Origin of the sequence: Flavobacterium sp. W22_SRS_FP1, assembly GCF_052113685.1 — a bacterium.
In the GTDB taxonomy this organism is placed as follows: domain Bacteria; phylum Bacteroidota; class Bacteroidia; order Flavobacteriales; family Flavobacteriaceae; genus Flavobacterium.
Genome location: NZ_JBGQOE010000015.1, coordinates 65,577 through 90,880, shown reverse-complemented (window position 1 = coordinate 90,880; position 25,304 = coordinate 65,577). Strand labels below are relative to the sequence as shown.

The 25,304-nt window shown below is 35.6% G+C and carries 22 protein-coding genes, 1 tRNA gene and 1 pseudogene; 15 read left to right on the top strand and 9 right to left on the bottom strand.

The genetic code is table 11. The features are described 5' to 3' along the window. Window positions 1–108: pseudogene (locus ACEN2H_RS10240) on the bottom strand (IS982 family transposase); the annotation flags it as partial. A gap of 185 nt (window positions 109–293) precedes the next feature. On the opposite strand from ACEN2H_RS10240, the gene ACEN2H_RS10235 reads away from it, so the two are divergent. From ACEN2H_RS10235 to ACEN2H_RS10220, 4 genes are all read left to right on the top strand, one after another. Beyond that, window positions 294–611, top strand: a complete 318-nt coding sequence (locus ACEN2H_RS10235; RefSeq protein WP_441732242.1) for a hypothetical protein — start codon at window positions 294–296, stop codon at window positions 609–611. A 176-nt stretch (window positions 612–787) separates the two neighbouring features. Next, window positions 788–1,339: a hypothetical protein gene (locus ACEN2H_RS10230; RefSeq protein WP_441732241.1), complete on the top strand. Its 552-nt coding sequence runs from the start codon at window positions 788–790 to the stop codon at window positions 1,337–1,339. Between the two features lie 148 nt (window positions 1,340–1,487). After that, complete coding sequence (locus ACEN2H_RS10225; RefSeq protein WP_441732240.1) at window positions 1,488–4,019, top strand: PIG-L family deacetylase; 2,532 nt, start codon at window positions 1,488–1,490, stop codon at window positions 4,017–4,019. Window positions 4,020–4,139: 120 nt separating this feature from the next. Then, a complete protein-coding gene (locus tag ACEN2H_RS10220) occupies window positions 4,140–5,855 on the top strand; it encodes a sodium:solute symporter family transporter (RefSeq protein ID WP_441732239.1) in 1,716 nt (571 codons plus the stop codon). Between the two features lie 74 nt (window positions 5,856–5,929). Here the strand turns inward: ACEN2H_RS10220 and ACEN2H_RS10215 are convergent, their stop codons facing one another. The 5 genes from ACEN2H_RS10215 to ACEN2H_RS10195 form a co-directional block, all read right to left on the bottom strand. Further along, window positions 5,930–6,772: a DUF2911 domain-containing protein gene (locus ACEN2H_RS10215; protein ID WP_441732238.1), complete on the bottom strand. Its 843-nt coding sequence runs from the start codon at window positions 6,770–6,772 to the stop codon at window positions 5,930–5,932. A gap of 57 nt (window positions 6,773–6,829) precedes the next feature. Then, entirely contained in the window at window positions 6,830–7,501 is a 672-nt protein-coding gene (locus ACEN2H_RS10210) for an HAD family hydrolase (protein WP_441732237.1), read from the bottom strand. Between the two features lie 43 nt (window positions 7,502–7,544). Further along, the gene (locus ACEN2H_RS10205) at window positions 7,545–8,258 is read right to left on the bottom strand and encodes a tRNA threonylcarbamoyladenosine dehydratase (protein ID WP_441732236.1); all 714 of its coding nucleotides are present in this window, start codon (window positions 8,256–8,258) and stop codon (window positions 7,545–7,547) included. A 63-nt stretch (window positions 8,259–8,321) separates the two neighbouring features. Next, on the bottom strand, window positions 8,322–8,972 hold the full coding sequence (locus ACEN2H_RS10200; protein ID WP_441732235.1) for a TatD family hydrolase: 651 nt from the start codon (window positions 8,970–8,972) through the stop codon (window positions 8,322–8,324). Next, on the bottom strand, window positions 8,972–9,574 hold the full coding sequence (locus tag ACEN2H_RS10195; RefSeq protein WP_441732234.1) for a DUF1684 domain-containing protein: 603 nt from the start codon (window positions 9,572–9,574) through the stop codon (window positions 8,972–8,974). Before ACEN2H_RS10195 ends, ACEN2H_RS10200 begins: the two co-directional genes overlap by 1 nt. A gap of 95 nt (window positions 9,575–9,669) precedes the next feature. Here ACEN2H_RS10195 and ACEN2H_RS10190 point away from each other — a divergent pair, with 95 nt between their 5' ends. The 4 genes from ACEN2H_RS10190 to ACEN2H_RS10175 all read left to right on the top strand — a co-directional run bounded on the left by ACEN2H_RS10190 (window position 9,670) and on the right by ACEN2H_RS10175 (window position 13,494). Continuing rightward, window positions 9,670–10,905 (top strand): MDR family MFS transporter, encoded by a 1,236-nt coding sequence (locus ACEN2H_RS10190; RefSeq protein WP_441732233.1) that lies wholly within the window; start codon window positions 9,670–9,672, stop codon window positions 10,903–10,905. A gap of 363 nt (window positions 10,906–11,268) precedes the next feature. Next, window positions 11,269–11,637 (top strand): BlaI/MecI/CopY family transcriptional regulator, encoded by a 369-nt coding sequence (locus tag ACEN2H_RS10185; RefSeq protein ID WP_441732232.1) that lies wholly within the window; start codon window positions 11,269–11,271, stop codon window positions 11,635–11,637. A gap of 44 nt (window positions 11,638–11,681) precedes the next feature. Then, window positions 11,682–13,280, top strand: coding sequence for a M56 family metallopeptidase (locus ACEN2H_RS10180; RefSeq protein WP_441732231.1), 1,599 nt, complete (start codon window positions 11,682–11,684; stop codon window positions 13,278–13,280). Between the two features lie 73 nt (window positions 13,281–13,353). Next, window positions 13,354–13,494, top strand: a complete 141-nt coding sequence (locus tag ACEN2H_RS10175; protein ID WP_441732230.1) for an SsrA-binding protein — start codon at window positions 13,354–13,356, stop codon at window positions 13,492–13,494. On the opposite strand, the gene ACEN2H_RS10170 is transcribed toward ACEN2H_RS10175, so the two are convergent. Next, window positions 13,491–14,003 carry an adenine phosphoribosyltransferase gene (locus ACEN2H_RS10170; RefSeq protein WP_441732229.1) on the bottom strand — a complete coding sequence of 171 codons (513 nt, stop codon included), beginning with the start codon at window positions 14,001–14,003 and terminating at the stop codon, window positions 13,491–13,493. The genes ACEN2H_RS10175 and ACEN2H_RS10170 overlap by 4 nt on opposite strands. Before the next feature lie 114 nt (window positions 14,004–14,117). Between ACEN2H_RS10170 and ACEN2H_RS10165 the strand changes: the two genes are divergently transcribed. Continuing rightward, window positions 14,118–14,191, top strand: a tRNA-Arg gene (locus tag ACEN2H_RS10165). Between the two features lie 366 nt (window positions 14,192–14,557). On the opposite strand, the gene ACEN2H_RS10160 is transcribed toward ACEN2H_RS10165, so the two are convergent. Continuing rightward, the gene (locus ACEN2H_RS10160) at window positions 14,558–14,779 is read right to left on the bottom strand and encodes an antA/AntB antirepressor family protein (RefSeq protein WP_441732228.1); all 222 of its coding nucleotides are present in this window, start codon (window positions 14,777–14,779) and stop codon (window positions 14,558–14,560) included. 172 nt (window positions 14,780–14,951) lie between these two features. Here ACEN2H_RS10160 and ACEN2H_RS10155 point away from each other — a divergent pair, with 172 nt between their 5' ends. Both ACEN2H_RS10155 and ACEN2H_RS10150 read left to right on the top strand, forming a co-directional pair. Next, window positions 14,952–15,101: a hypothetical protein gene (locus tag ACEN2H_RS10155; RefSeq protein ID WP_441732227.1), complete on the top strand. Its 150-nt coding sequence runs from the start codon at window positions 14,952–14,954 to the stop codon at window positions 15,099–15,101. A gap of 749 nt (window positions 15,102–15,850) precedes the next feature. Beyond that, window positions 15,851–16,378, top strand: a complete 528-nt coding sequence (locus ACEN2H_RS10150) for a GNAT family N-acetyltransferase (protein WP_441732226.1) — start codon at window positions 15,851–15,853, stop codon at window positions 16,376–16,378. 362 nt (window positions 16,379–16,740) lie between these two features. On the opposite strand, the gene ACEN2H_RS10145 is transcribed toward ACEN2H_RS10150, so the two are convergent. Then, the gene (locus tag ACEN2H_RS10145) at window positions 16,741–17,913 is read right to left on the bottom strand and encodes a hypothetical protein (protein WP_441732225.1); all 1,173 of its coding nucleotides are present in this window, start codon (window positions 17,911–17,913) and stop codon (window positions 16,741–16,743) included. Window positions 17,914–18,052: 139 nt separating this feature from the next. On the opposite strand from ACEN2H_RS10145, the gene ACEN2H_RS10140 reads away from it, so the two are divergent. Genes ACEN2H_RS10140 through ACEN2H_RS10125 form a run of 4 tightly spaced genes read left to right on the top strand, consistent with a single transcriptional unit; the run spans window position 18,053 to window position 25,300 of the window. Continuing rightward, on the top strand, window positions 18,053–21,292 hold the full coding sequence (locus ACEN2H_RS10140) for a SusC/RagA family TonB-linked outer membrane protein (protein WP_441732224.1): 3,240 nt from the start codon (window positions 18,053–18,055) through the stop codon (window positions 21,290–21,292). A gap of 19 nt (window positions 21,293–21,311) precedes the next feature. Then, window positions 21,312–22,745 carry a SusD/RagB family nutrient-binding outer membrane lipoprotein gene (locus tag ACEN2H_RS10135; protein WP_441732223.1) on the top strand — a complete coding sequence of 478 codons (1,434 nt, stop codon included), beginning with the start codon at window positions 21,312–21,314 and terminating at the stop codon, window positions 22,743–22,745. Window positions 22,746–22,752: 7 nt separating this feature from the next. Beyond that, complete coding sequence (locus ACEN2H_RS10130; RefSeq protein WP_441732222.1) at window positions 22,753–23,517, top strand: hypothetical protein; 765 nt, start codon at window positions 22,753–22,755, stop codon at window positions 23,515–23,517. Window positions 23,518–23,524: 7 nt separating this feature from the next. After that, window positions 23,525–25,300 carry an Ig-like domain-containing protein gene (locus tag ACEN2H_RS10125; protein ID WP_441732221.1) on the top strand — a complete coding sequence of 592 codons (1,776 nt, stop codon included), beginning with the start codon at window positions 23,525–23,527 and terminating at the stop codon, window positions 25,298–25,300. Window positions 25,301–25,304: the final 4 nt, after the last annotated feature.

Here is a 25,304-nt window from a genome sequence, read left to right as displayed (position 1 = left end):
ATCAGACATTTTTTGTTTTCTGCCAACATCTGATTTGAATGCTAATTCACAATTCAAAGAACTTAAAACTTCTAAAACTCTTAAATAATTTTTTATTATATTTGACATAGATATTGTTTGTTTTGCGACTTCAAGATACTGAATTTCAGTATCTTGAGCAATATCTAATCAATATTTTTTACCTCAAATAATTACACCCAACGGGTTACGTTTTTACAATAATTATACAATCCTATTTATAAATTAGTATTACTTTTAAAGCAATAATAGTAGTAAAGTAAAACCAAAAAAAAATGAAAAAACTAAGTTTCTATTTAATGATAATGCTGTTATCATTAGGTGCTTTTCCAACCACAATGTTTGCTGCTGAAAAAAACATAGCAACAGCTACATCAGACCCCAAGGAAATTCCTGCTGAAGTTAGGACTATGCTTAATAGACTAGATGAAATTAAAGCAATGGACAAATCCACATTAGCTTCTTCAGAAAAGAAAGAACTACGTAAAGAAGTTCGTGAAATTAAATCGCAATTAAGATCTAGTGGAAATGGTCTCTACCTTTCTGTAGGTGCGATAATTATTATCATCCTATTATTAATTTTATTATTGTAATAAAATTTTAATTAGCTGTAAACCAAAAAAGAAACGCAATTGCGTTTCTTTTTTGGTTTACAGCTATACCATTTTTAAACGTTCCTAAAAACACAGTGGCACAGTTGTTGGTTTTAGTCATAAAGTATATACGCAAGAAATGAAAAATTAATATTATAATTAAAAAAATAGAAAAAATGAAAACATTAAAATTAATCGCCATTGGAATAATTTTACTTGTGTCAAGCTCAATACAAGCTCAAGTTTCAGTAAGTTTAAATATAGGAACAGCTCCATCATGGGGACCGTATGGTTATTCACAAGCAGAATATTATTATTTACCAGATGTTCAAGCGTACTTCGATATCAGAGCCTCCCAATTTATATTTTTTGGAAACGGAAGATGGGTTCGATCAAGGTATTTGCCAAGACAGTACAGAAACTATGATCTGAATAGAGGTTATAAAGTAGTTTTAAATAATTACCATGGTGATAGACCTTACACGAATTTCGATAATGACAGAAAAAGATATTACAAAGGATATAGAGATGGAAACCAACGAACAATTGGTCAAAATCACGATCATCAAAGATATTCTAACGACAGAAACACCCAAAATCGCAGATACTCCGAAAATCGCAAATCTTCAAATAATCATAGTAAGTATGATAAAAAAAGAGCTAATAATAGAAACGATGATAAAAGAAGAGGAAACAACAAAGATAACAGAGGTCACGGGAAACACTAATTCCTATAAATAGATCCAGAAATTAAGAGAGCATCATTATGGTGCTCTTTTTTTGTTAATACTCTTCTTTTAAGGAAAGAAAATAAGAATGTTATTGTAAAAAACATTTAATTACTACATTTGAGCTAATTGCACAAAAAACAAAAAAATGTACAAAAGTAAAATTCAATTCTTTCTACTATTTCTTTTCTCTTTTCAAGTCCTCCTGGCCCAAAAGCCACAAAAACTAAATTCAGTAGAAATTTACAATCAAATTGAGAAGCTTAATTTTTTAGGTTCTGTTCTTTACATTGCCGCACATCCAGATGATGAGAATACGCGTTTAATAGCTTATTTATCAAATGATATTAAAGCAAGAACAGGCTACCTATCCTTGACAAGGGGCGATGGAGGCCAGAACTTAATAGGACCACAATTAAGAGAATTGTTAGGCGTAATAAGAACCCAAGAGCTTATTGAAGCCCGAAAAATTGATGGAGGAGAACAATTTTTTTCAAGAGCCAATGATTTTGGATACTCAAAAAACCCTAAGGAAACATTGCAAATATGGGATAAAGACAAAGTACTATCCGATGTGGTTTGGGCCATTAGAAAGTTTCAACCTGATGTCATCATAAATAGGTTCGACCATCGTACTGCAGGGACCACTCACGGTCATCATACGGCATCAGCTCTTTTGAGTACAGAGAGCTTTGATTTAGCAAATAATCCAGCCGTTTTTCCCAATCAATTAAAATTAGTGGAAACCTGGCAAGCCAAACGCCAATTTTTTAATACTTCTTGGTGGTTTTATGGCAGCAAAGAGAAATTTGATTCTGCTGACAAAACAAATTTAGTGACATTTCAAACCGGTGTGTATTATCCTACCCTAGGTAAATCAAATCAAGAAATAGCTGCCTTAAGCAGAAGCAGCCATCAGTCCCAAGGCTTTGGAAGCACAGGAAGTCGCGGCGAAGATACAGAATACTTAGAATTTATAAACGGCGAAAAATCAAAAGACAAATCCAACATTTTCGAAGGAATTGACACCAGCTGGAACCGCGTAAAAGGAGGAAAACCCGTAGGGGAATTGGTCACAGAAATTATTTCGCAATACGACTTTTCAAATCCGTCAGCTAGTGTTTCAAATTTAACAAAAGCCTATCAAATGATTCAGGCTTTGGACGAGAATCACTGGAAAACGGTCAAGTCTTACGAAATAACAAATATCATTGCGGCCTGTTCAGGACTTTACCTCGAGGCCGTGGCACAAAATCAGGAAGCTATTCCGGGAAGCATTGTCAATTTAAAGATTGAAGCCATAAACAGAAGTGACATAAAAATGAATTTACTGAGTATAACTGCTTTACCCCTGAGAAAAAACACTCCCATTGATAGTCAATTAAACAATAATGTTTCAGAAAGCAAAACTCTCGACTTACAGCTGCCTGAAGCGATAGAGTATACTCAGCCCTATTGGCTTAAAGAAAAAGGAACCCTAGGAATGTATACGGTAAACAATCAAAAAAATATTGGAATTCCCGACGTTATCCGAGAAGTAAAGGTCGTTTTCAATATTGCTATTGGTGGAATCGAAATCCCTTTTGAACGCACTGTAGTTTACAAATATAACGACAATGTAAAAGGAGAAATGTATAATTATCTAGATATTGTTCCTGAGGTAACTACAAGTATACTGAACAAAGTGGCTCTTTTTAATAATGGAAATAATAAGTCAATAGCGGTTAAAATTAAATCTGGAAAAGACAATATAAAAGGAAACTTACAACTCGATTTACCTAAAAATTGGATTGTCTTTCCAAAATTAATTCCATTTAACTTAGCTAAAAAAGGAACAGAGCAAATCGTATATTTTGAAGTAACTCCACCTAAAGAATCATCAGAAGTTATTGCAAAAAGCATTGCCATAATCAACAATAAAACATTTAGTACTAAGCAAGTAATAATTGACTACGGTCACATCACTAAACAGCAGGTTTTAGAGCCAGCCGAAGCAAAATTCATTAAACTAGATTTGCAAACTAATAGACAAAAAATTGGATACATTATGGGTGCAGGTGACGAGGTACCTGAAAGTCTGATCGAAATGGGCTATAGTGTCAGCTTATTGAGTCCAGAAGAAATAACCGCCGAAAACTTAGAATCCTTTGATGTCGTTATTACCGGGATACGTGCTTACAATACTGTAGAAGCCTTGGCTGCAAAGCAAAATATACTGTTCGACTTTGTTAAAGGAGGGAAAACAATGCTGGTGCAATACAACACGCCCGATGAAGTTGAGACAGCAAATATTGCTCCTTATCCATTAAAAATTTCTCGCGACAGGGTAACGGAAGAAAATGCAGCAGTTCAGTTTCTAGCGCCCAATCATCCCGTTTTAAATTATCCCAACAAAATCACTTCCAAAGATTTTGAAGGCTGGACACAAGAACAAGGATTGTATTATCCAAATGAATTTGATAAAGCCTTTACCCCTATTTTGTCTTCACATGACCAGGGAGAAAGTCCAAAAAATGGAGCGCTATTAATTGCCCCTTATGGAAAAGGATATTATATTTATACCGGTTTAAGTTTATTCAGGGAATTGCCCGAAGGCGTTTCTGGGGCCTATCGAATATTAGCAAACATAATTTCGCTAAAAGAACCAACAACGCAGCCATCCGAAGAAATCAAACCATAACGCAGTAATATGGAAACAAAAAAAACAAAAAATTGGAAAAAAAACTACACTGCGGTTTTGGTTGTCAATGCGCTTTACATTTTGATATTTTATCTAATAATGAAATTATATTCTTAAATTATGCAGCTATTTGACTGGATTGTACTTGTAGTAACCCTATTATTTATAGTAATTTATGGCGCTTGGAAGACCAAGGGAAGTAAAAATGTAGAAGACTATATTCTTGGGGGTAACGAAACACCTTGGTACACGGTGGGGCTATCGGTAATGGCTACTCAAGCTAGTGCGATAACCTTTCTATCAACACCTGGCCAGGCCTATCATGACGGAATGGGTTTTGTACAATTTTACTTTGGTTTACCTATTGCCATGGTGGTCATCTGTTTGACCTTTATCCCTATTTACCATAAATATAAAGTCTATACCGCCTATGAATACCTCGAGAAAAGGTTTGATTTAAAAACACGCTCTCTTGCAGCAATCTTATTCTTATTTCAAAGAGGATTGGGGACCGGTATTACCATTTATGCCCCTGCAATCATCCTATCGGCTATATTAGGATGGAACCTCAATTACATGACCATTGCCATAGGTGTTCTCGTTATTATATATACCTTTTCAGGCGGGACAAAAGCGGTTAACGTGACCCAAAAACAGCAAATGTTTGTGATTATGTCAGGGATGCTGATTACTTTTTTCCTCATACTACGTTTTCTACCCAATGAAATGACTTTTAGCAATGCTTTACATATTGCTGGGGCTAACGACAAGATGAACATTGTCAATTTTTCTATTGATCCAGAAGAAAAATATACAATTTGGAGTGGAATAACAGGTGGTTTTTTCTTAGCGCTCGCCTATTTTGGAACAGATCAATCACAGGTAGGACGGTATCTTTCCGGCAAGTCGGTTCGTGAAAGTCAAATGGGATTAATTATGAATGGATTGTTAAAAGTACCCATGCAATTCTTCATATTGCTCACTGGAGTTATGGTATTTGTTTTTTTCCAATTCAACCCAGTACCCTTAAACTTCAATCCTAATAACAAAGTAGTTATTGAAAAATCAGAATATAAAGAGGAATATCATGCTCTAGAAAAAAAATTAGATGCGCTTTCAGAGGATAAAAAAGTAATTAACCTGCTTTATATCGACCAACTAAATCAAGATTATGACAACCCTATTTTACGAAAAGAATTAATTGCTCTATCGGCAAAAGAAAAAGACTTGAGAGACAGTGCTAAAGAACTCATACTAAAAGCAGATAGCGGTAGCGAAACGAATGATAAAGATTATGTCTTTTTCCATTTTATTTTAAATTATCTGCCAAAAGGGCTCATCGGACTATTACTAGCGGTCATCATATCGGCGGCTATGTCTTCCACAGCTTCTGGGCTAAATGCATTGGCCTCCACTACAGCTATTGACATTTACAAACGTAATTTAAAGGAAGAGAAATCAGAAAAGCATTATCTCAACGCAACAAAGTTCTTTACTTTGTTTTGGGGAATTGTCGCCATACTTTTTGCCAGTATTGGTACCTTATTTGAAAATCTAATCCAATTGGTTAACATAGTTGGCTCCATTTTCTACGGAACAGTACTTGGAATTTTCTTGGTCGGATTTTATATAAAATTTGTAAAAGCAAAAGCCATCTTTTATAGTGCTCTAGTGAGCCAAATAACCATTTTTATAATATACTACTATGCGATTTATGTTTTCCCTGCTGGGGAAGCAAAGCTAGGTTATTTATGGCTCAACTTTATAGGAGCAATGCTGACGATCGTCCTCTCCTCTATCCTGCAATTGTCTATGTACAGAAAGGAAAAAAATTAAGCTTAAGACGTTAATAAAAAAAAAATCCCGTTTCAATAAATTGAAACGGGATTTTTACGTAAAAACAAGAATCATTATCTACTCCACTCAGAGATACTGTCTTTGTTCATTTTAGCATAGTCTTGGTTACCCGCTGCTTCAGAAGCTGCAAGCGATACTTTAGCTGTTTCAATGGCTGCTTTTTTATCCCCTTGTTTCGCTTGTATCAATGATTTTAATCTCAAAAAATAGAACGGTTTTTCGGCACTCAATACTAAGGCTTTATCAACATAGGATTTCGCTTTATTGATATCACCATTCGATTGATAGAAAAACTGGGCAGCAGAAAAATAATCGCCTGCTGAAGGACCTGCAAGGGCTTTTTCTACGTTTGCAATTGCTTTTTCTTGAGTAGGAACTTCAAATTTTACAGCCACGAAAGAGTTCTCCCAAGAAATCTCAAGAAAAGCATAATTTGAGTCTAAACCATTTATCCCAATAGTAAATGTATCTGTTGCTTTTGGCATTGATTCCTCCTTTACCGTAGTTCTTAATGCAACATTTTCCTCCTTAAATTCCTCTGGAGTTCCCCAATTATCCGTCGCTGTATAAAAAACAACTTCCCAACTTTGAATGTTTGGAATCGTATATAATGCATACTTCCCTTTCTTTAGTGTTTTTCCGCCTATGACCACATCGTCGCTAAAAGAAACGATTGTGTTTTCGTTAGCTCCCGTTCTCCAAAGTTTACCAAAAGGAACCAAATTACCAAAAACAGCTCTTCCTCTTGCAGATGGTCTTGAATAAACAACCTCTACATCTGTCAAGCCTACAACTTGATTTATTGTTGCCTTAGGACTTGCTTGTGGTGTCTGCACCTGTGCCTCAATTGTAAATTGAGTAATAATTATGGCTAATGCAATAAGTATTTTTTTCATTTTTTTAAATTTATATGTTTTTCCAAATTTACAAATTACTAAAAGCGATGCTGTTAATTATTTCTTAATATCAATTTTATATTCCGCAACTTTTTCATAGTCAAGTTCATTGAAATGATTAATAATAACGTCCGCCGCTGACAAATCTTGCAACTTGGAATGGATACTGTTATAGCCCACGCAATATATTCCTGCAGCTTTTGCTGCTTTCACACCGTTTGTGCTGTCCTCAATCACAATACAGTTTTCTTTTAAAGCAATGGACATGGAGGCGGCATGTTCAAAAATTGCTGGGTCGGGTTTCGACTTCGGAAAATCTTCACCACTAAAGATATGCGTGAAATATTGGTGTAACTCGAAACGTCCAAAAACGCGTTCAATAGTAACCTTAGAAGCTGATGATGCTAGAATTAGTTGCATGCCTTTCTGATGGAGTTCTTTGATTAAGTTTTCAACACCTTCCAATAATTCCAAGTCTGATTTAGTATCAAAAGCTTCATTGAAAATACTTCTTTTTCTCTGGATTAAATCTTCCACATCCTGCTCTAAATTAAAGAGTGTTTTTAAATTCTGGAACACATTGCGAGTCGAATTCCCTGTAAAGGAAGTAAACATTTCTTCGGTGACATCAATATTTAGCTCGCCAAATTGTTGAAAATAAGCATATCGATGTACTGGTTCAGTGTCCACAATTACACCATCCATGTCAAAAATTACGGTTTGTATCATTTTATGAGTTTAAATTTTTAGATATAATTTCTTAAACGAAATACTATTTTTTAATTAAATAGCGAATCACGGTTTCTGCGGCGTATAAACCAAACAATCCAGGCATATAGCTATTTGTGCCGTAAAACGATCTTTTGTAATTTGACCCATCCGTCATTTTCAAACTTTCATCATCTTGGATTTCTGAGGAGAAAACCACTTTTAACTTATCAATTTTATGCTCTTTTAATCTTTTTCGAATGGTTTTTGCCAAAAAGCAATTCTCTGTACTTCCAATATCCGAAACTTTTACTTTTGAAGCTTCCATCTTTCCGCCAGCGCCCATACTCGAAATTATCTTTACTCTTTTTCGCTTAGCACCAATGATCAAATTTAGTTTTGGAGTTACGCTATCAATGCAATCCAAGACATAATCGAACTCGTCAGTAACTATTTCGAAAGCGCGCTCCGGCGAAAGAAACTCCTGTACTTTAGTCAATTTTAACATTGGGTTAATATCCATCAATCTATCGCCAACAATTTTGATTTTAGCTTGTCCTACAGTAGAATGCAAGGCCGGTAATTGTCTGTTAATATTAGTGATATCTACAACATCGCCATCCACAATGGTCATAGATCCTACTCCTGCCCTAGCCAAAAACTCAGCAGCAAAGGATCCTACGCCACCCAATCCAACGACCAAAATATTAGCGTTTTGTAATTTGTCTAATCCTTCTTTTTTAAATAGAAGTTCCGCTCTCTCTGTCCATTCTGCCATATCATTTTGTTTAATATTTAAAGTTCCAAAAAACCTCTCCTTTTGAATATTTGTTATTTTAAATCAAGTTTTTTTAAAAACAGCTTGAAAATTACTATTTATTTGTCTTTGAATTTCCTCCAAATTTACGCCCTTATATTTTGCTGCCAAAGCATAAACTATGTCTATATTTTCTTCGACAGTATCCGTCTCCAAGAAAAATCGATCATTGGGAACACTTTTGAAAACGGATTCCAGTTCTGGATTTCTCAACAGGTATTTCCCGAACGAAATGAAAAATCCATTATCCAGTAATTGCTTTGCCGTTTGCTTGTTTTTAGAGAAACCGTGAATAATCATGGGAACGCTTATGTTTAGTCTTTTCTTAATGGCAATTACTTCCTGGAAAGCGGCCACGCAATGTATCACCACAGGGACATCATATTTTTGCGCCAAAAGCAATTGCTTTTCGAAAACTGCTTGCTGCAGCTCCATCGGGATTTCACTCCTTTTGTCCAGACCGCACTCGCCAATGGCAAGGCAATTCATTTCCTGCAACTTGCTTTCTATTATCTCCAAATCAGCTTGCACTCGGTTTTCAACAATATACCAAGGATGAATTCCAATAGAATAAAAAGGAATCGAGGCATCAAACTCTTGAGGGTATTGATTGACTAGTTCCAGCACATCAGACTGATTCGTATATTTGTGAGTATGGAAATTAAAGAATTTCATCAGTCGTGAAATTTTTTGACTCCCGCCCTGATTTCGATATTCAAATCATTTTCTAAAGGCACTTTAGGACAAGAATATTTGTTATTATAAGCGCAATACGGGTTATATGAAGTGTTGAAATCAATCGCAATCGTATTGCCTTTGGGTATTTTTAAATCAATGTATTTCCCTCCTATATAACTTTCATTACCAGAACTGAGGTCCGAAAACGGCAAGAAAAGATAGTCCTTGAATTCTTTCTTTTTTGAAAGCTCGATATTCTTGTAGACATTCAATTTTAACGCTTGACCATCAATAGTAAAATGCACTTCGCCATATTTAACATAAGATGGTGTTCTTTCCGTAGATGTTTTCATTCCAAAAGCTTTCTCTTTTTCGGTACGCACAAAAGTGGCCGTGACAAAGAACTTTTCGTTTATCGGGTAAAAATCAAGTGTATTGAACGTAGCTAGATCATCAGCCATCAATGGACTCGTTTTAGCATCAGCATATTCAGTATTAATTTCCTTTTGAAACTTTTCTACAGCCTTTACATCAAATTTTATTTGGGCAAAACCCAAACTCAATTGTAACAAAAATACCAAAACAAGAATCTTTTTCATATTTTTTATTTTAGCAAAAATAGTTTAAAAGTTACAAAGCGGCAAAGTCTGAAAGTTACAAAGTTCCCTACCTTTGCAAAAAGAACCCATTTATAATGCTCACAACTGCCTTCAACCGCTACATCAACAATTACAAAGGCTTTACGAGAGAAATTTGGATTCTAACGTTGATTACTTTTATCAATCGTGCAGGTACTATGGTTTTGCCGTTTTTATCTAAATACTTAAAAGAAGATTTGAACTTGTCCTACGCTGAAGTAGGCTGGATCATGGTCGCTTTTGGTTTTGGATCCATGTTGGGTTCATGGCTGGGTGGTAAATTATCAGATAAAATAGGTTTTTACAAAATCATGGTTTTCAGTTTATTCACTAGCGGAGTACTGCTGTTTCTGGTACAATACATCCGCACTTTTTGGGGATTGTGCGGCGGAATGTTTATCATAATGACTGTCGCAGACATGTTTCGTCCCGCCATGTTTGTTTCCCTCGCGACTTATGCCAGGCCAGAAAATCGCACCCGAGCATTGACTTTAGTTCGCTTAGCAGTCAATCTAGGTTTCGCAGCCGGACCCGCTTTAGGAGGATTGATCATTATGAACTTGGGCTATAGTGGCCTGTTCTGGGTCGATGGAAGTTCCTGTATCGTATCGATTCTAATTTTCACTGTACTAGTGAAAGAGCGTAAAAAGTCTGCCGATTTAGAATCGGCAAACAATGAAACCGAAATACCTGTCTCTGTTTTTAAAGACAAGATATTCTGGACATTCCTCTTTGTTTGTTTTATAACGGCCGTACTTTTTTTCCAGTTATTCACGACGCTGCCGCTGTATCATAACGAAAAATTTGGATTAACGGAGTTTCAAAGTGGTCTTTTGTTATCCTTAAATGGATTGCTGATTTTCTTTCTTGAGATGCCAATTGTGAGTTTTACCCAAAGAAAAAACATAAATCAACTCCGGATTATTCTTTGGGGTTCATTGCTAATGTCCCTAAGCTTCTATGTTTTGTTGATTAATATATGGGCAGGAATATTAATTGTTAGTATCCTTTTTATTACTTTTGGGGAAATGTTCATTTTCCCATTCTCCAATTCTTTTGCCTTAAGCAGAGCACCAAAAGGTCACGAAGGACGTTATATGGCATTGTTTACCATGAGTTTCAGTTTGGCGCATATTGCGAGTTCTAAAACCGGACTGACGATCATAGACGCATATGGCTATCAGGCGAACTGGTTTGTCATGGGCAGTTTAGGAATTCTCTCGGTGGCAAGCTGCATCTGGCTGCAAAAACTCGTCCAAAAAGAAAAAGACTATTCCCATAGTAATTCTTAGGGCGTGCCCCCATTGCTGAAGGGGCAAAACTACGACACTGCTGACACAGCCCCTTTCAGCAATGCGGTCGGGCTATACGCTCCGCTGTGGCGGATTGCTGCTATCCCTCACGCGGCCTCATTTCCAGAACAACGCATCTGCATTACAGGTTTCCCGACTTCCAAAATCGGCTCCAAAAAAAGACCAAACAGCGTGAAAACTGAATATTTAGTTAAATAACTATTTTTATAGTTGTATAACTGCAAATATAGTTGTAGGTTTGGAATGCGTTAAGGATTAAGGCGGTATCCTCGTAGTAAAACGAAGAGATATAGCCGAAAGCCTGACCCGCCCTTGCGGGTAACGCCCAAATAAATCTAAGCTATGCAAAAATTAACAAACAAAGAAGAAGAGATCATGCACATCTTATGGAAGCTCAAAAAAGCGTTCGTAAAAGAAGTCATGGCGGAAATCACAGAGGAGCAACCGCATTACAACACCTTATCGACCATCGTGCGCAACCTTGAGGAAAAAGGATATGTAGAACATAACGCCTACGGGAAAACACATCAATACTTCCCCATCATTGCTATCGAGGACTACAGAAAAGGGTTCATGAATACGGCAATTGACAATTATTTCAACAGTTCGTACAAAAATATGGTTTCGTTTTTTGCCAAAGAGGAGAAAATAACGGCCAAAGAGCTTCGCGAAATTCTTGCCATGATAGAAAATCCGAAAGAAGAAAAATAGACTCTTACCTAGAAATAACAATTGTGTATTTAAAATATTAAACGATGGAAACACTATTTATTTACCTCCTAAAATCAAGCGGCTTGGTTACTTTGTTCTTTCTGGCCTATTATTTTTTATTGCGAAAAGAAACCTTTTTCACCAGTAACCGTTGGTTTTTGTTGGTTGGTTTGATCACTTCCGCGATTCTGCCTTTATTGGTTTTCACGAAGACCGTTTGGGTGGAACCCAGTCCCACGACAATCGACTGGTCGCAAATTCCCGTTGGTATTCCCGTTGAAAAGACCTCTTTTGAGATGGATTGGTTTTTGACTGCAGGGATCGTTTATGCCCTGGGAATAGTCGCTTTTTTAACCCGATTTGGATTGGATTATTACAGTTTAACCAAAGTGTTTAAAGGCAAAACCGTTCATCAGCAAGCCGATTTCAGGTTTATTGACGTTGAGGAAAAGCTGGCGCCTTTTTCGTTTTTCAACACCATTGTTTACAATTCGACCTTATACAGCGTGTCCGAGTTGCAATACATTATTGAGCATGAAAAAGTACACTCCGAACAAAACCACTCAATAGATGTATTACTCACGCGACTATTCAGCATCCTATTCTGGTTTAACCCCTTAATCTGGCTGTACCAGAAAGCGATTCTCCAAAATCTGGAATTCATCGCGGACAGTGAAGCTTTGTTGAAAATTTCAGACAAAAAAGGGTACCAAATCACTCTTTTAAAAATAACAGCGCACGAAAATTGCGTTGCCTTATCCAATCATTTTTATCAATCATTAATCAAAAAACGAATCATCATGTTAAACAAAAACCAATCAAACAAAAGGAATTTATGGAAGTACGCTATTGTAGTTCCCGCTTTAGTCGCCTTTTTTATGCTTTTTCAAGTAAATGTAGTGGCACAGGAAAAAGCGAAAAAGACAAAAACGGTTAATGTAATTACGAAAAGTGCCGATATGGGAAAAGACTTGGAATCCTCCCAAGTCCAAACTGACACAGTTAAGAAAACAATTACTGTAAATGTCACCAAAAAAGAGAATGGAGAAGAAGTCAAGACAATTTATATTGATGGCAAAAAAGCAAGTCAAGCCGAACTGGACGCATTAGATTCTAAAGTAATTAAGACCATGAATGTCAATAAAAACGGAAAAGAATCAACCATTAAAATAATTACAAAAAATTCTAATGGTATTCCAGATGACACTGAAATTTTTGTTGATGAAAAAAAAATAAGCAAAGAAGAATTAGATGAATTGGATTCTAATTTAATTGAAAGCATGGACGTCAGTAAAAATGGAAAAGCACCAACAATTAAAATAATTACTAAAAATTATAATGATATTTCTGATAGCTCACAATTAATGATAGGCGGAGTTAACATGACAGAATTGAACTTAGAGAAAATTGACCCCAAAAACATCAATAATCTGCAAACTAGCAAAACAACTAGAAATATTAAAATAATTGCCAAGCAAAAAAACGGAATTCAGTATGAAACTGAAATTTATATAGATGGCATAAAATCGGACAAAACGGAATTAGACAAAATAGATCCTGGCATAATTGAAAGAATGGATATAAATAAATCCAGTACCGGTGAAAAAATAATTAAAGTAATCACTAAAAAAGAAAAACAGTAACTCAATAAATGTAAAAAAGACGGTCTCCAACGCGACCTTCTTTTTTTATACCTTTGTCCCAAAAAATACCCTTATGTTTAAAATTTTAGCCCAGATAAACAAAATTATCTTACCAAGTTTTAGCAAACAGCAAATGGATCTGGCCAAAGCCAAAAAATGGCAAATGGCAATCATTGGCTATCGCTATTATGTGACAACTCGGGCGGTCAGTTAGTATGTTATTGCCGAAAAAATATCATGTTCCTTAATTTTTTCCCTTCCGTTGAGAAAACTGAGTTCCATCAGGAAATTAAGCTGGACGATTTCACCGCCTAATTCCTCCACCAATTCACAAACTGCTTTGGCAGTCCCTCCGGTAGCAAGAACATCGTCGTGAATAAGTACCCTATCCCCTTTGCGGATGGCATCAGTATGTATTTCCAGAGTGTCTGTTCCGTATTCTAGCTCATAGGAAGATGAAATGGTGTCGTAAGGCAATTTGTTGGGTTTTCTGACAGGCACGAAACCTAAGTTCAATTCCTGCGCAATCAACATCCCGAAGAAAAAACCGCGACTCTCCACCCCGATGACTTTATCTATCTTTTTATCTTTTAACGAAGAAACCAGAATATCTAAGCACTCTTTTCTGGCTTTTGGGTCAATTAATAAGGGTGTAATATCTTTAAATAAAATTCCTTCTCTTGGAAATCCCTGAATATCACGTATATAATTTACTAAAGCCATTTTTTTTGATTTTTATGTTTAATTAGACTTGCAATTTACACATTTATACTTATATTTGCACCCGCAAACACGTTGACATAAGGTTTATGTAAATAACGATTTGCAAAGTAATTAGGCCTTGTGGCGCAACTGAATAGCGCACTTGATTACGGCTCAAGAGGTTACTGGTTTGAATCCAGTCAAGGTCACTGATTAAAAATATAAACCGCTGAATATCAGCTATTTAGCGGTTTTTTTATGGATTATTCCCAATATATTCCCGACAAGTCTAGTAAAAAATTTTAAACTATATTAATACTAAAAACATCTTTCAAAATAGTTACGGAATACGTTTTGATAATTCCAAATCTTGGATCAGGGATTGATTCTGTGGTTATATTTCTCTGATTGCATAGTGCAGATGCTTTTTGGGCTTTTTTCTTCCAGCATTAAAACGGCTTGCTCGGTTTTTAAAATACGGCTCTTGGACTCTTTTGTTTGCGTTCAGTATCTACTAGAAGTTTAGCATTTGCCAAAAGTTGCTCGGCTGGCGACATTACCATTGTGTCTTCTTTTTAATATTTCCCCACAACATTTAGACTTGATCCTTTTTTAGTGGGTTGGATCATTGAAATTTCCAAAGTCTTATCTAATGTAAAAGCATAAACCGTTAATGGTCTGCAACCTGTACTTTTCTCCAAAATTGGCGTAAAGTCCTTTCCTTTTTCAAAACCATACTCTAACATTCTCGGCATCCACATAGTCAAAGGAGTTTCTACCTCTAAATAATCGTGCAATTCTCATGTACTAACTACACTCAAACCTTGTTCTTTTGTAGTAATTTTAATTATTTTTTTCATAACATTAAATTATAAAACCCGAATAAAATGAGGTGCGACGCTATTAATGATCGGGAATTAAAAATATTGTTTAATGCAGTCGCACTTGCTTACTAAAATATGTTAAAATATGAGCTACCTAAAAATACCCGCAATTGCTTCAACAAAACACCTGCCAGGTACAAAATGGTCTGGTTTATTAAACTCGCCCAAAAATCAAATCGAGATCTGGTACGACGGCAGAAAAATCAGAAAACTATCCATAGCCTATATAGATTAGGATTTGTTGCTATTTCCCATATACAACAAGAATAAAATTGAAATTAGAAAAGAGTACAGTCCAGGCATTTATATAGAAAAGCAAGTAATAGGTTTTGTTGGCGGCTACGAACTAAATATCGAGTCTTTAGATTTGCTAAATTTACAATTTAACGTGCTGCAATTTAATAACAGACTGCTTTTGCAACAACCTACCTACTGCAATCAAAAACTACTTTTCAGAAAGAAAGAAACATTACTTATCTACCAAAATAATTTTGAAATAGATTAGTGATATATCCTGAATCACAGGCTACTAAGGAGAATTGTAATAATAGTAATCAATATCACAGATAATCTTACGATCTGTAATGTTGATTCAAAATAATATGAGGCATAAACAGTTGTCTTACTTATTGACCTGCTCCCTCCATTGCCGCACGAATCCTTTCGTGTGGTTCATAAAGCCTACTGACTTAAGCTTCAGAATTCCTACCCTGCTTTTAAAAATAGAGAATAACCGTTTGTGCAAACAGTAAATTTTGCCAGGTCAACGATAGGAAAGACTAAAATCTAGGGAAATTATCTCCAACCAATTGAAGCAATCTACTAAAACTACTTTATATTTGGCTTAAAAATAAGTGCAGGAATACGAGCAATAAATAGCAGCAGTCTACCCCAAATAGTGCGTGTATAAAAGATTTACTTAAGAGAATATAAAGGTTGTTGGCAAGCACACAAACGAGTACTATTAAACTAAAATTAACTAAAATGAATTTTGATATTCAATCCATATTGGAAAACGACAAAATATCTCTTTTTCCTTTACTTGAGAAGGATTTTGAGGACTTATATGAAGTTGCAGCTGACCCTAAAATATGGGAACAGCACCCTAACAAAGACCGTTGGAAAAAGGAAGAATTCAAAAATTTCTTTGAAGGTGCAATAAAAAGCAAAGGAGCTTTTAAAATTATTGACAAAACAAATGGTAAGTTATTAGGAAGCACGCGTTTCTATGACTATAACAAACAGGAAAGCAGCATACTAATTGGATATACTTTTTACTCCACACAATCTTGGGGAAAGGGGATCAATAATTCTGTAAAAACTATAATGTTAAACTATATTTTCCAATTCGTTTCTAAAGTATATTTTCACATTGGAGAAGATAATATTCGTTCTCAAATAGCGATTAGTCGCCTAAAAGCAATAAAAATTGGGGAACAAGAGGTCACTTATTTTGGCGAACAACCAAAACAAAATTATGTGTATGAATTAAACAAAAATGAATGGTTTTAAAATGAAAAACTAAACAATAAATAAATTGATGAAAATTCTTGGAATTATAGGTTGTTTCATCTTTTATTACCATCTACGCTACAAGGCGATAAAGCGGTTATTGGAATAATGGCACAATTGTAAAGAATTATTTCAAAAATTTGGCCTCAATAAAAAGAGACTGAGGTTTTGTTTAGTTTTTTGATAATTCGATAGCGCCCGAAACTGGACTTGCTAACTTTACCATCATAAAAAGTTAAGAATAAAAACCTTAATTTTAACATACAAACTTTACGAGATAGTGTAAAAGGGTTTCAAGATAAATAGTCTTAAAACCCTTTTATGCATAAGATTTGAGTAAGGTAGTTAGGTCTAAATAAGGATTAGTCTTGATTTACTTTACCATCACATGCACAAGGAAGATAGTCTGAAAAAACTTGATCTTTAAACAAATATGATTTTGTATAAGGATAACCTTTACCTAATCCTAAGTTTCCTTTATTAAAAGTATAAATACAATCGAAAGTAATCATACTCCTACCTTCAGATAAATCGTTTGGATTGCAAAATGGGTTGAAAGCTGTATTGCAACTTGATTTAATTAAATCACCAAGTATATTTTTGACAATATAGTCTACGTCAACGTTATATTTTTTAGCTAAACTTTTATTGACATTAATAGCTATCCTACCAGTAAGCTCTGCATTTCTAGTAATTGAATCTCCATGAACATAGAACATATTTACATTAAATGCAGCCAAATCAGCAATTTTTTTAAATCTAGGATCTGATTCGAAAGTAAGTTCTTTGAAGCTTTCCGTAAATTCTTTGCTGGATGGATTGAAATATCGCGGTACTAAAGTCTCCTGTTTCGTATCAATCCAAATTTCACTTTTTAAGTACTCATAACCCATCATGGCGTGTCCTTTCTCTATATAAGAATCAAAAAGATTTGTACCTCTAATCATCATGTCGGCCGATTTTGCTTGGTAATATAGCCCTGGCTTTTTCATTCCAGGAAGTGGAAGTTTGAATGGTTCAGATAATATCCATCTGCCCTCAAATCCGCTAGCAGGGCAATTTTCTGAAATAGCTGAATTACCAAGATAAGGCGAATCAAAAAACATTGAAGATTCAGGATAGAAATAATTCTCTAGGGGATGGTTTTCGTAATCTGATTTTTTAGAATCAGAATGATTGAAATCGAGTAAATAACTTATGGTTAGCCCAATCCCTAAAAAAAATAGTGAAACAATAAAGATTTTTATTCTGTATGTTTCCTTTAATTTTTTTATAATAAGTCCTTTTTCCTCGTTCGCCTTCTCAACCGATTGACGTCCAATCAATCGATTGATATTATCTGAAGCACGCTCATACATACCATCTGTCGCAGTGCCATAAAGAAGTTTTGTAAACTGGCTACTGCTTATACTTAAATCACTTGCAACCTTACCATATGCTGTAGTGCCAAAAAGTGCCTTGTTACGGTCCCAACTGCCGTATTTTTTCTCAAGGAGATTAATGAATAAATTAATATTATCTTTATTTTCTTCCATAAAAATTTATCTATAATAGTGTAAAATAGTGTAAAATATAGTGAATATTGAAATTTACACAATTTTGTTGTTAATTTTAACATTAGGTTTGCGAGAGTAATGTATTACATATCTAATCAAAAACCAAATTACACTAAAAATGGAAAAACAAAAATTAATTAAAGTTTTAATTGTGTTTTGTTTAGTAATAGTTCAACAAACGTTTGCGCAACAAACAATTAAAGGAACTATTACCGATCAAGGAGGAATACCATTACCAGGAGTAAATATACTGGAACAAGGCACCACAAACGGACAAATTACAGATTTTGATGGTAATTACTCCATTTCTGTTTTAAACGCTAAAGCAATTCTAACTTATACTTCGATAGGATTTAGGCAACAAATAATTATTGTTGGTAATAAAAACACAATCAATATTACTCTGGAAGAAAGTTTAGAACAACTTGGTGAGGTAGTTATTACCGCACTTGGTTTTAAAGAATCTTCAGATGAATTAGGATATGCAACTTCAGTAGTTTCTAGTGAGTCCTTAACGGGTGCTAAAGAAACTTCCGTAGTTAATTCTTTATCTGGTCAAGCTTCAGGAGTAAGAATTTCTAGAAACTCGAGTGATCCAGGTGCTGGAGCCTATATCCAAGTTAGAGGAATTTCATCAATCGAGCGCAGTTCACAACCGCTCATTGTAATTGACGGAGTCCCTATGAGTAATGATGTCCGTGGAGATTCTAATGATTTTGCTCAACAATCACGATTAAATGATATAAATCCGAACGACATTGAAAGTTTAACTGTTTTAAAAGGAGCATCTGCTGCCGCATTGTGGGGCACACAAGCATTGGGAGGGGTCATTATGATTACTACCAAAAGTGGCAAGTTCAATCAAAAGATGAAAGTGACTTATAATACAACATACTCATCTGATGTAATTAATGTGAAGTACCCACTGCAGGATAAGTTTGGACAGGGAACAAAAGGTGTTTTTACGCCAAACAACACCTATTCCTGGGGTGATAAGATTTCTGAAAGATCAGGAGCTCCAGATGATTTTAATACTTTAGGAGCTTATTATATTGATCAGGATGGGGCTTTTTATTATCCGATAGTTAATAAAAACTCTAGGGAAACTTATGACGAAAGTAATTTTGATAAAGTTTTCCAAACTGGCCACTTTCTGGAGAATAATGTCAGCATTTCAGCAGGGAACCAAGATAGCTCAATTTACTTTAGTGTAAGTGATTTTAATCAAGAAGGGATTATCAAAAATTCCGATTATAGAAGAACCACGGCATCAGTTAATGTTAAACATAAATTAAATAAAAAATCAGATCTGAATGCTTCTTTTAAGTACATGAAGACCAATTCCAATCGTATTCGCCGTGGGGTAAGTAATAATGGTTTATATCTTGGGTTAACAAGAACTCCAGCTGATTTTGATATCTCCGGGTACAAGGGGGATTATTATGATTCCAGTATCTCGGCTCCAATTTCTGGTCGGCAAAGAACATATAGGCGATATTTGGGAGAGAGTTCAAGTGCAGTGGCTAACAATCCATTGTGGACCATTAATGAGCAAGAAAACATATCAACTGTTGATCGTTTCATTGCGAACGTAAATTACAACTTAAGACCCGTAGAATGGTTAGAGCTGATTGCTAGAGCAGGTATTGACAAATTTATAGAAAGAGGCCATGAATTTTATACTCCAGGAGCGGCTGCTACTTTTGTTAATGGAACACAAATTAAAGAACTTGCCACTAATAGCATATTCAATATGGATTACATAGCTAAAGCTAGTAAAACTTTTAATGGTGATTTTAATGGTGACATTTTGATAGGTTTTAACTATAACCAAAAAGAAAGGGTTGTGGAGGGTAACGAGATTAATAACTTTATTCTCTACACTAATGTGGCAGATCATATTTTAGATGTAGACAATGCTTTACCAGAAAACAGATCAGTTACGTCGTCATTTGGAAGTGAAAGAACTGTAGCTGGCTATACTGCTGCTAATTTTTCAGCTTACGACCAGGTTTTTATTAATGCAACGCTAAGATCTGAATATGCTTCTACATTCGGATTAAATTCTAATAAACCATTTTATTTTCCTTCAACTTCAATTGCGTGGCAGTTTAGTGAACTGAATTTAATACCGAAAAAGTTTCTTTCATTTGGAAAGTTAAGAATGTCATACGCAGAGGTTGGTGTTCAACCGGCTCGATACAATACCTTCGCAGAGTACGTTTCACCTACCTATAGTGATCAATTAGGAGGAGGTTTAGCAACGGGGCTTTATGGTAGTGGAGCTTTTGTTCCAAGTTCCTCTTTAGGTAATCCTTCACTCAAGCCTGAAAGGAAAAAGGAATATGAAATTGGTACAGACCTTCGGTTTTTTAAGAATAAAGTAAAACTTAATGCTACTTATTACTCAAATGAGATTAATGATATATTACTTAATTTTCCTATCGCCTATTCTCGAGGGTATTCCCAATTATATTCCAATGCAGCTTCGATGAAAAATTATGGAATAGAATTAGAATTAGGTTATAATATATATAAAAGCTCTGATTGGAACCTGAACATGAGTTTCTTGTATTCTAAAAATAAAAACGAGGTTACTAGCCTTGTTGAAGGTACAGATTCCGTGCAGCTCGATACGGGTTTAAGTGGTGTTCATAATCGTGCCATGATTGGTCAGCAACATGGTATACTTTGGGGGACTAGATCTTTGAGAGATGAAAACGGGCAAATACAACATGACGCTAATGGTTTTCCTATTACGGATCCTGTACAAGGCATGATTGGAGACCCCAATCCGGATTGGCAGGGGTCAGCTATCGGATCCATCTCATACAAAAACTTCTCGTTATCGTTTCTGTTTGAAACCAGCCAAGGCAATGATATTTTTGCAGGTACCAAGTCGACACTTGTAGATTATGGTCGATGGGGATCAACGGCTAACGAGGTTACCGCTACACAAAATTTGCTAAATTTTAAAGGTAATGTATTACTAGCCGGCACTAATTTTCGTGGTGAAATTCGTGATTTTGGGGCAGGACCAGTTGCTCTTACTCAAGATTGGTATAATGGCCCTGGAGGATTTTTCGGTGGAAATTCCGAATTGTTTGTTGAAGATGGTTCATGGACCCGCTTAAGGGAGTTAACTATAAGTTACAAATTAAACAAAGAGGTAACCAAGGCGATAGGTATTGACAACCTTACATTATCTGCAACTGGTAGAAACCTTATTCTATGGACGGAATTTGAGGGGAATGATCCTGACACTAATGTTTCTGGTGTAAGTTCTTCACGTGGAATTGATTACTATAATAATCCAAGTACAAAATCGTACGTCTTATCCTTATCAGTGACATTTTAATAAAAAAACTTAAGAAATTATGAAAAAAATATATACAATAGGTGTTTTATCTCTTTTTATCTTTAGTTGTGCGGATATGGTAGAAGATTTAAATCAAAACCCTAATAATCCTACATCAGCCCCTTATCAATATACCTTAACAGGTGCTGAGGTAGCAACTATAGTGTTTCAAACAGGAGCACCAGCAAGACAATCGGGTATTATGTCTGGTCAATTTACTGGATTTGATAGACAACATTTGGCCTATAATAACTATCTAGTAACGTCAGCATCTTTTGACACCACTTGGCGAATTATATTTAGAGATATTTTAAGAAATATTCTTGTAGCTGAGGAGTCTGCAAAATCCAGCGGAATTGATGGAATCTCTTTGGGGGTTTTACAAGTATTAAAAGCATTGGATTTAGGGACCGCTACATCTCTTTTTGGAGATATTCCTTATGACCAAGCTGGAAGTTTAGAATTTGAAAATCCGGAGTTTGAATCCCAAATTGCAGTGTACGGGAAAATTCAAGCTTTACTAAATGATGCCATAGTTAATTTGGCAGCTGGCACTGGAAGACCTCCAGCTAATACCGAAATTTATTTCGATGGTAACGCAGTAGCATGGACGCAAGTGGCTTATACCCTAAAAGCACGTTTTTTTATGCACACAAAGGAATATCCAGAGGCATATACAGCAGCTCAAAAAGGTATTGGTTCAAATGGAAGTTCTCATACCAATAACATGAAGTCTCCACATGGAACTGCAACAGATGATGCCAATTTGTATTATCAATTTTTTGCGCTTGCATCTAGAAAAAACGATATGGTTGCATCCAACTTTTTCGCAAGTTTTATTGATTCTAATACTGCAACTAATCCAATTCCTGCTAATTATCGAGGGAATTCAAAAACCAACGAGACTGCTAGGTATAATTACTTATTGCAAACTACGGTTGTTGGTCTTCAGCCAAACTTTAATACAAACGGTTTTGCTCAGATTGATGCTCCAGCTCAAATAGTAACTTATGCTGAGAACCTTTTAATTCTTGCCGAGGCAGGAGCAAGGGCTAATTTTAATACTGGACTTGGACATTTAAATTCGTTTCGTACATATATGGCGTCAGGAGGTTATATAACCAACCCAATAATGGCTAATCTTCAATATGATCCCTATGTAGCAGCTGATTTCGATAATCTAGGAATCGAAAACACAAGCGGTATTTCAAGCGGTAACGCATTACTTAGAGAAATTTTAGAAGAAAGATATATTACATTATTTGGGCAGATAGAGGTTTTTAATGATACTAGAAGAACACAGAACGAGAGTACAGTAAGAGTGCCTGTTGTGCCTAATACAGGATCTTTTTTACCACAAAGATTCCTTATTGGAAATTCAGAGATTGACAATAATAAAAACACACCCAATCCAATTCCTGATTTTTTTGAACCCACTCAAGTAAATAAATAAATTGATTATGAAATTAAGAAATATTTTAATAGTCCTTTTTATATGTATCTATGGGCAAAGCAGTTTCGCCCAAGTAAAGAAAGACAGCCTACGTGTACTCTTTGTAGGAAACAGTTTTACGTATTTCTATAACCTTCCACAGGTTGTTAACGCCATGTCTGCGTCCAGTAAAAAGGTACATATTGAAACTCGAACTTCTCTGGTAGGCGGTTCAAGCATATCGCAACACCTTAATCAAGAAAAAGGTACTCAAACGGTTGAAATTTTAAATAATCAAACTTTCGACTATGTGGTCATAAACCATCACAGTTTGGCAACTATTGATGATGCAGATAGCTTCTTTGAAGATAGCAAAAAAATGGTAGAGCTCGTAAGAAGCAAGAATGCAATTCCTGTATTTATGATGACTTGGGCGTATGATTCTAATCCATTAATGATTAAAACCATAGCTGCTACATATGATGACATGGCAAAAAGGTTAGGCGTTGATGTTGTGCCTTGCGGGAATCTATTTACCGAAGTACGCAAATGGCGTCCGGATTTGAACATGTTTGACGATGATGACAAACATCCTTCCAAACATGGAACCTATCTAAATGGTTTGGCATTTTTTAAATATTTCACCAATGAAAAAACAACTGATATACCTGAACGTATAACTTCTGTTGACAAAAACGGACAAAAATTATGGCTGTTGTTTTTAAGCCAAGAAAATGCCGCTTTTTTGCAACAGTTGGTTGACGAATATGATTTTAAAACTCGTTTAAATTAAATATAAAATGAAAAAACAAATTAAAAATATTCTACTAGCATTTATCATATGGGCTGGCATATTCACTTCTATTTCTTGTGAAAACATGGATGATAATGACAACTACCCAATAACTAATGCCTTTCGGGTCCTTCAAGTAAATTATGATGGTCAATCTGTAACAGGACCGATTGCTAAATTTGATCCTTTGGGTCAAATGCAATTAATTTTTTCTCACGGAGTAAATAAAACTGTTTTTGAAGCAGCATTATCCGTTTCACCTACTGCTGATTATTCCCTTTCTTATGACGAGACCAACTCTCTTATTGTTATTGGTTTTAACAGCCCATTAGATTATGAAACGGATTATACCCTTTCTTTGCCAAAAGGAACTTATGGGGTCGAAGGTCAATCCTCTAATGCGGATTATAAGCTACTGTTTTCTACAAAGGCATTTGTACCTCCCACTTTATCGATCTCAGTTGAAAGTAATGACATTTATGAAGGAGAACAAGTAATACTTACCGCTTCTTTAAGTGAAAGTATACTAAAAGACGTTAGCTTTGATATCGTTTTATCTGGAACTGCACAACTAGGTGCAGATTATAGCATTGATAATACTAGTTTGATTATTCCTGCTGGAGAAACCTCTGCTACTGTATTGATTTCAAGCTTGGTAGATATTGACACTGAAAGCCCGGAAACAATAATCGTTAATGTTGATAATTTAGTCAATTGTGTGCCTTCATCTTCAGGAGATTTAACCTTAAACTTAATTGACGAGGCTCCTTTACTAGAGTTTAAAGGGGTGATGGAACTTCAAAAATACGACGGGACAACGAGTCAAATCAGAGCTGTTCATTTATCTGTACTTGCAGACATCGCCGATTTGAGCATTTATGGAGTTGAAATTGCCAGTAATGGCGCGGTACCAAACCCAGCTGATATTGAATTTACGTTTCCCGCCGGGTCTTCAGCCTCTGCAGGCGATCAACTGTTTATTGTACGTGATTTAGATTTAGCAAATGCAAGGGCTTATTTTGAATCTTGTCTTGACTCATTTACAATATATGAAACTACGAAAATGTCAGCAAATGGTGATGATGTATTTGTGCTTTATAAAAATGGAAATGCAATTGAATACTTTGGAGAACCAGGTGTTGATGGAACGGGCGAGCTTTGGGAATATACTGATTCTTGGGCCTATAAATTAGATGGGGAATGGATTTATGCTGGTGCTGGCGCGGCAGTCAATGCAGGAGCCACTAACGCAATCTCAAGGGCAGCTTACCCTTTCTGTAGCCCACTACAATTGCAAGGAGTAACGGCTCTTTTATGGAGCGGTTCTGGAACCAATGATGGAAAAGCCATTCATGTTAGGGCAAATAGAGATATTTCTGACTTAAGTATATATGGTTTAGGTATCGCTAATAATGGAGGTGGAACTGACGGTGTTGAATATACATTCCCGGCAGTGTATGTTTCAGAAGGCGATCAAATATTAGTTGCTAGAGTTCCAGGAGCCATTGCGACGTATTATGGCAACTGTTACAATAAGTTTGATCAAGTTTTTCAAGATGATTTTGTATCTCAAAATGGTGACGATGCTGTCGAACTTTTCTATCAAGGCAATGTTATTGAAACTTTTGGTGACGCCAATGTTGATGGAACCGGCCAGTCATGGGAATATACCGGTTCATGGGCCTACAAAACCGCAAGAGGATGGACAAATGGCGCATTAGATTGTGCTGCAACAGCAACAAACAATAGCAGTTCTAGCTGCCCTTATCCATTTTGTAACTAATTAA

Excerpts from the sequence above, each read along its gene's own strand:
- ACEN2H_RS10215 (WP_441732238.1), bottom strand. The coding sequence starts at position 6,772 with ATGAAAAAAATACTTATTGCATTAGCCATAATTATTACTCAATTTACA.
- ACEN2H_RS10135 (WP_441732223.1), top strand. The coding sequence starts at position 21,312 with ATGAAAAAAATATATACAATAGGTGTTTTATCTCTTTTTATCTTTAGT.
- ACEN2H_RS10175 (WP_441732230.1), top strand. The coding sequence starts at position 13,354 with ATGTTTAAAATTTTAGCCCAGATAAACAAAATTATCTTACCAAGTTTT.
- ACEN2H_RS10230 (WP_441732241.1), top strand. The coding sequence starts at position 788 with ATGAAAACATTAAAATTAATCGCCATTGGAATAATTTTACTTGTGTCA.
- ACEN2H_RS10235 (WP_441732242.1), top strand. The coding sequence starts at position 294 with ATGAAAAAACTAAGTTTCTATTTAATGATAATGCTGTTATCATTAGGT.
- ACEN2H_RS10195 (WP_441732234.1), bottom strand. The coding sequence starts at position 9,574 with ATGAAAAAGATTCTTGTTTTGGTATTTTTGTTACAATTGAGTTTGGGT.
- ACEN2H_RS10125 (WP_441732221.1), top strand. The coding sequence starts at position 23,525 with ATGAAAAAACAAATTAAAAATATTCTACTAGCATTTATCATATGGGCT.
- ACEN2H_RS10150 (WP_441732226.1), top strand. The coding sequence starts at position 15,851 with ATGAATTTTGATATTCAATCCATATTGGAAAACGACAAAATATCTCTT.
- ACEN2H_RS10140 (WP_441732224.1), top strand. The coding sequence starts at position 18,053 with ATGGAAAAACAAAAATTAATTAAAGTTTTAATTGTGTTTTGTTTAGTA.
- ACEN2H_RS10145 (WP_441732225.1), bottom strand. The coding sequence starts at position 17,913 with ATGGAAGAAAATAAAGATAATATTAATTTATTCATTAATCTCCTTGAG.
- ACEN2H_RS10220 (WP_441732239.1), top strand. The coding sequence starts at position 4,140 with ATGCAGCTATTTGACTGGATTGTACTTGTAGTAACCCTATTATTTATA.
- ACEN2H_RS10205 (WP_441732236.1), bottom strand. The coding sequence starts at position 8,258 with ATGGCAGAATGGACAGAGAGAGCGGAACTTCTATTTAAAAAAGAAGGA.
- ACEN2H_RS10190 (WP_441732233.1), top strand. The coding sequence starts at position 9,670 with ATGCTCACAACTGCCTTCAACCGCTACATCAACAATTACAAAGGCTTT.
- ACEN2H_RS10180 (WP_441732231.1), top strand. The coding sequence starts at position 11,682 with ATGGAAACACTATTTATTTACCTCCTAAAATCAAGCGGCTTGGTTACT.
- ACEN2H_RS10155 (WP_441732227.1), top strand. The coding sequence starts at position 14,952 with ATGAGCTACCTAAAAATACCCGCAATTGCTTCAACAAAACACCTGCCA.
- ACEN2H_RS10200 (WP_441732235.1), bottom strand. The coding sequence starts at position 8,972 with ATGAAATTCTTTAATTTCCATACTCACAAATATACGAATCAGTCTGAT.
- ACEN2H_RS10170 (WP_441732229.1), bottom strand. The coding sequence starts at position 14,003 with ATGGCTTTAGTAAATTATATACGTGATATTCAGGGATTTCCAAGAGAA.
- ACEN2H_RS10185 (WP_441732232.1), top strand. The coding sequence starts at position 11,269 with ATGCAAAAATTAACAAACAAAGAAGAAGAGATCATGCACATCTTATGG.
- ACEN2H_RS10210 (WP_441732237.1), bottom strand. The coding sequence starts at position 7,501 with ATGATACAAACCGTAATTTTTGACATGGATGGTGTAATTGTGGACACT.
- ACEN2H_RS10225 (WP_441732240.1), top strand. The coding sequence starts at position 1,488 with ATGTACAAAAGTAAAATTCAATTCTTTCTACTATTTCTTTTCTCTTTT.
- ACEN2H_RS10130 (WP_441732222.1), top strand. The coding sequence starts at position 22,753 with ATGAAATTAAGAAATATTTTAATAGTCCTTTTTATATGTATCTATGGG.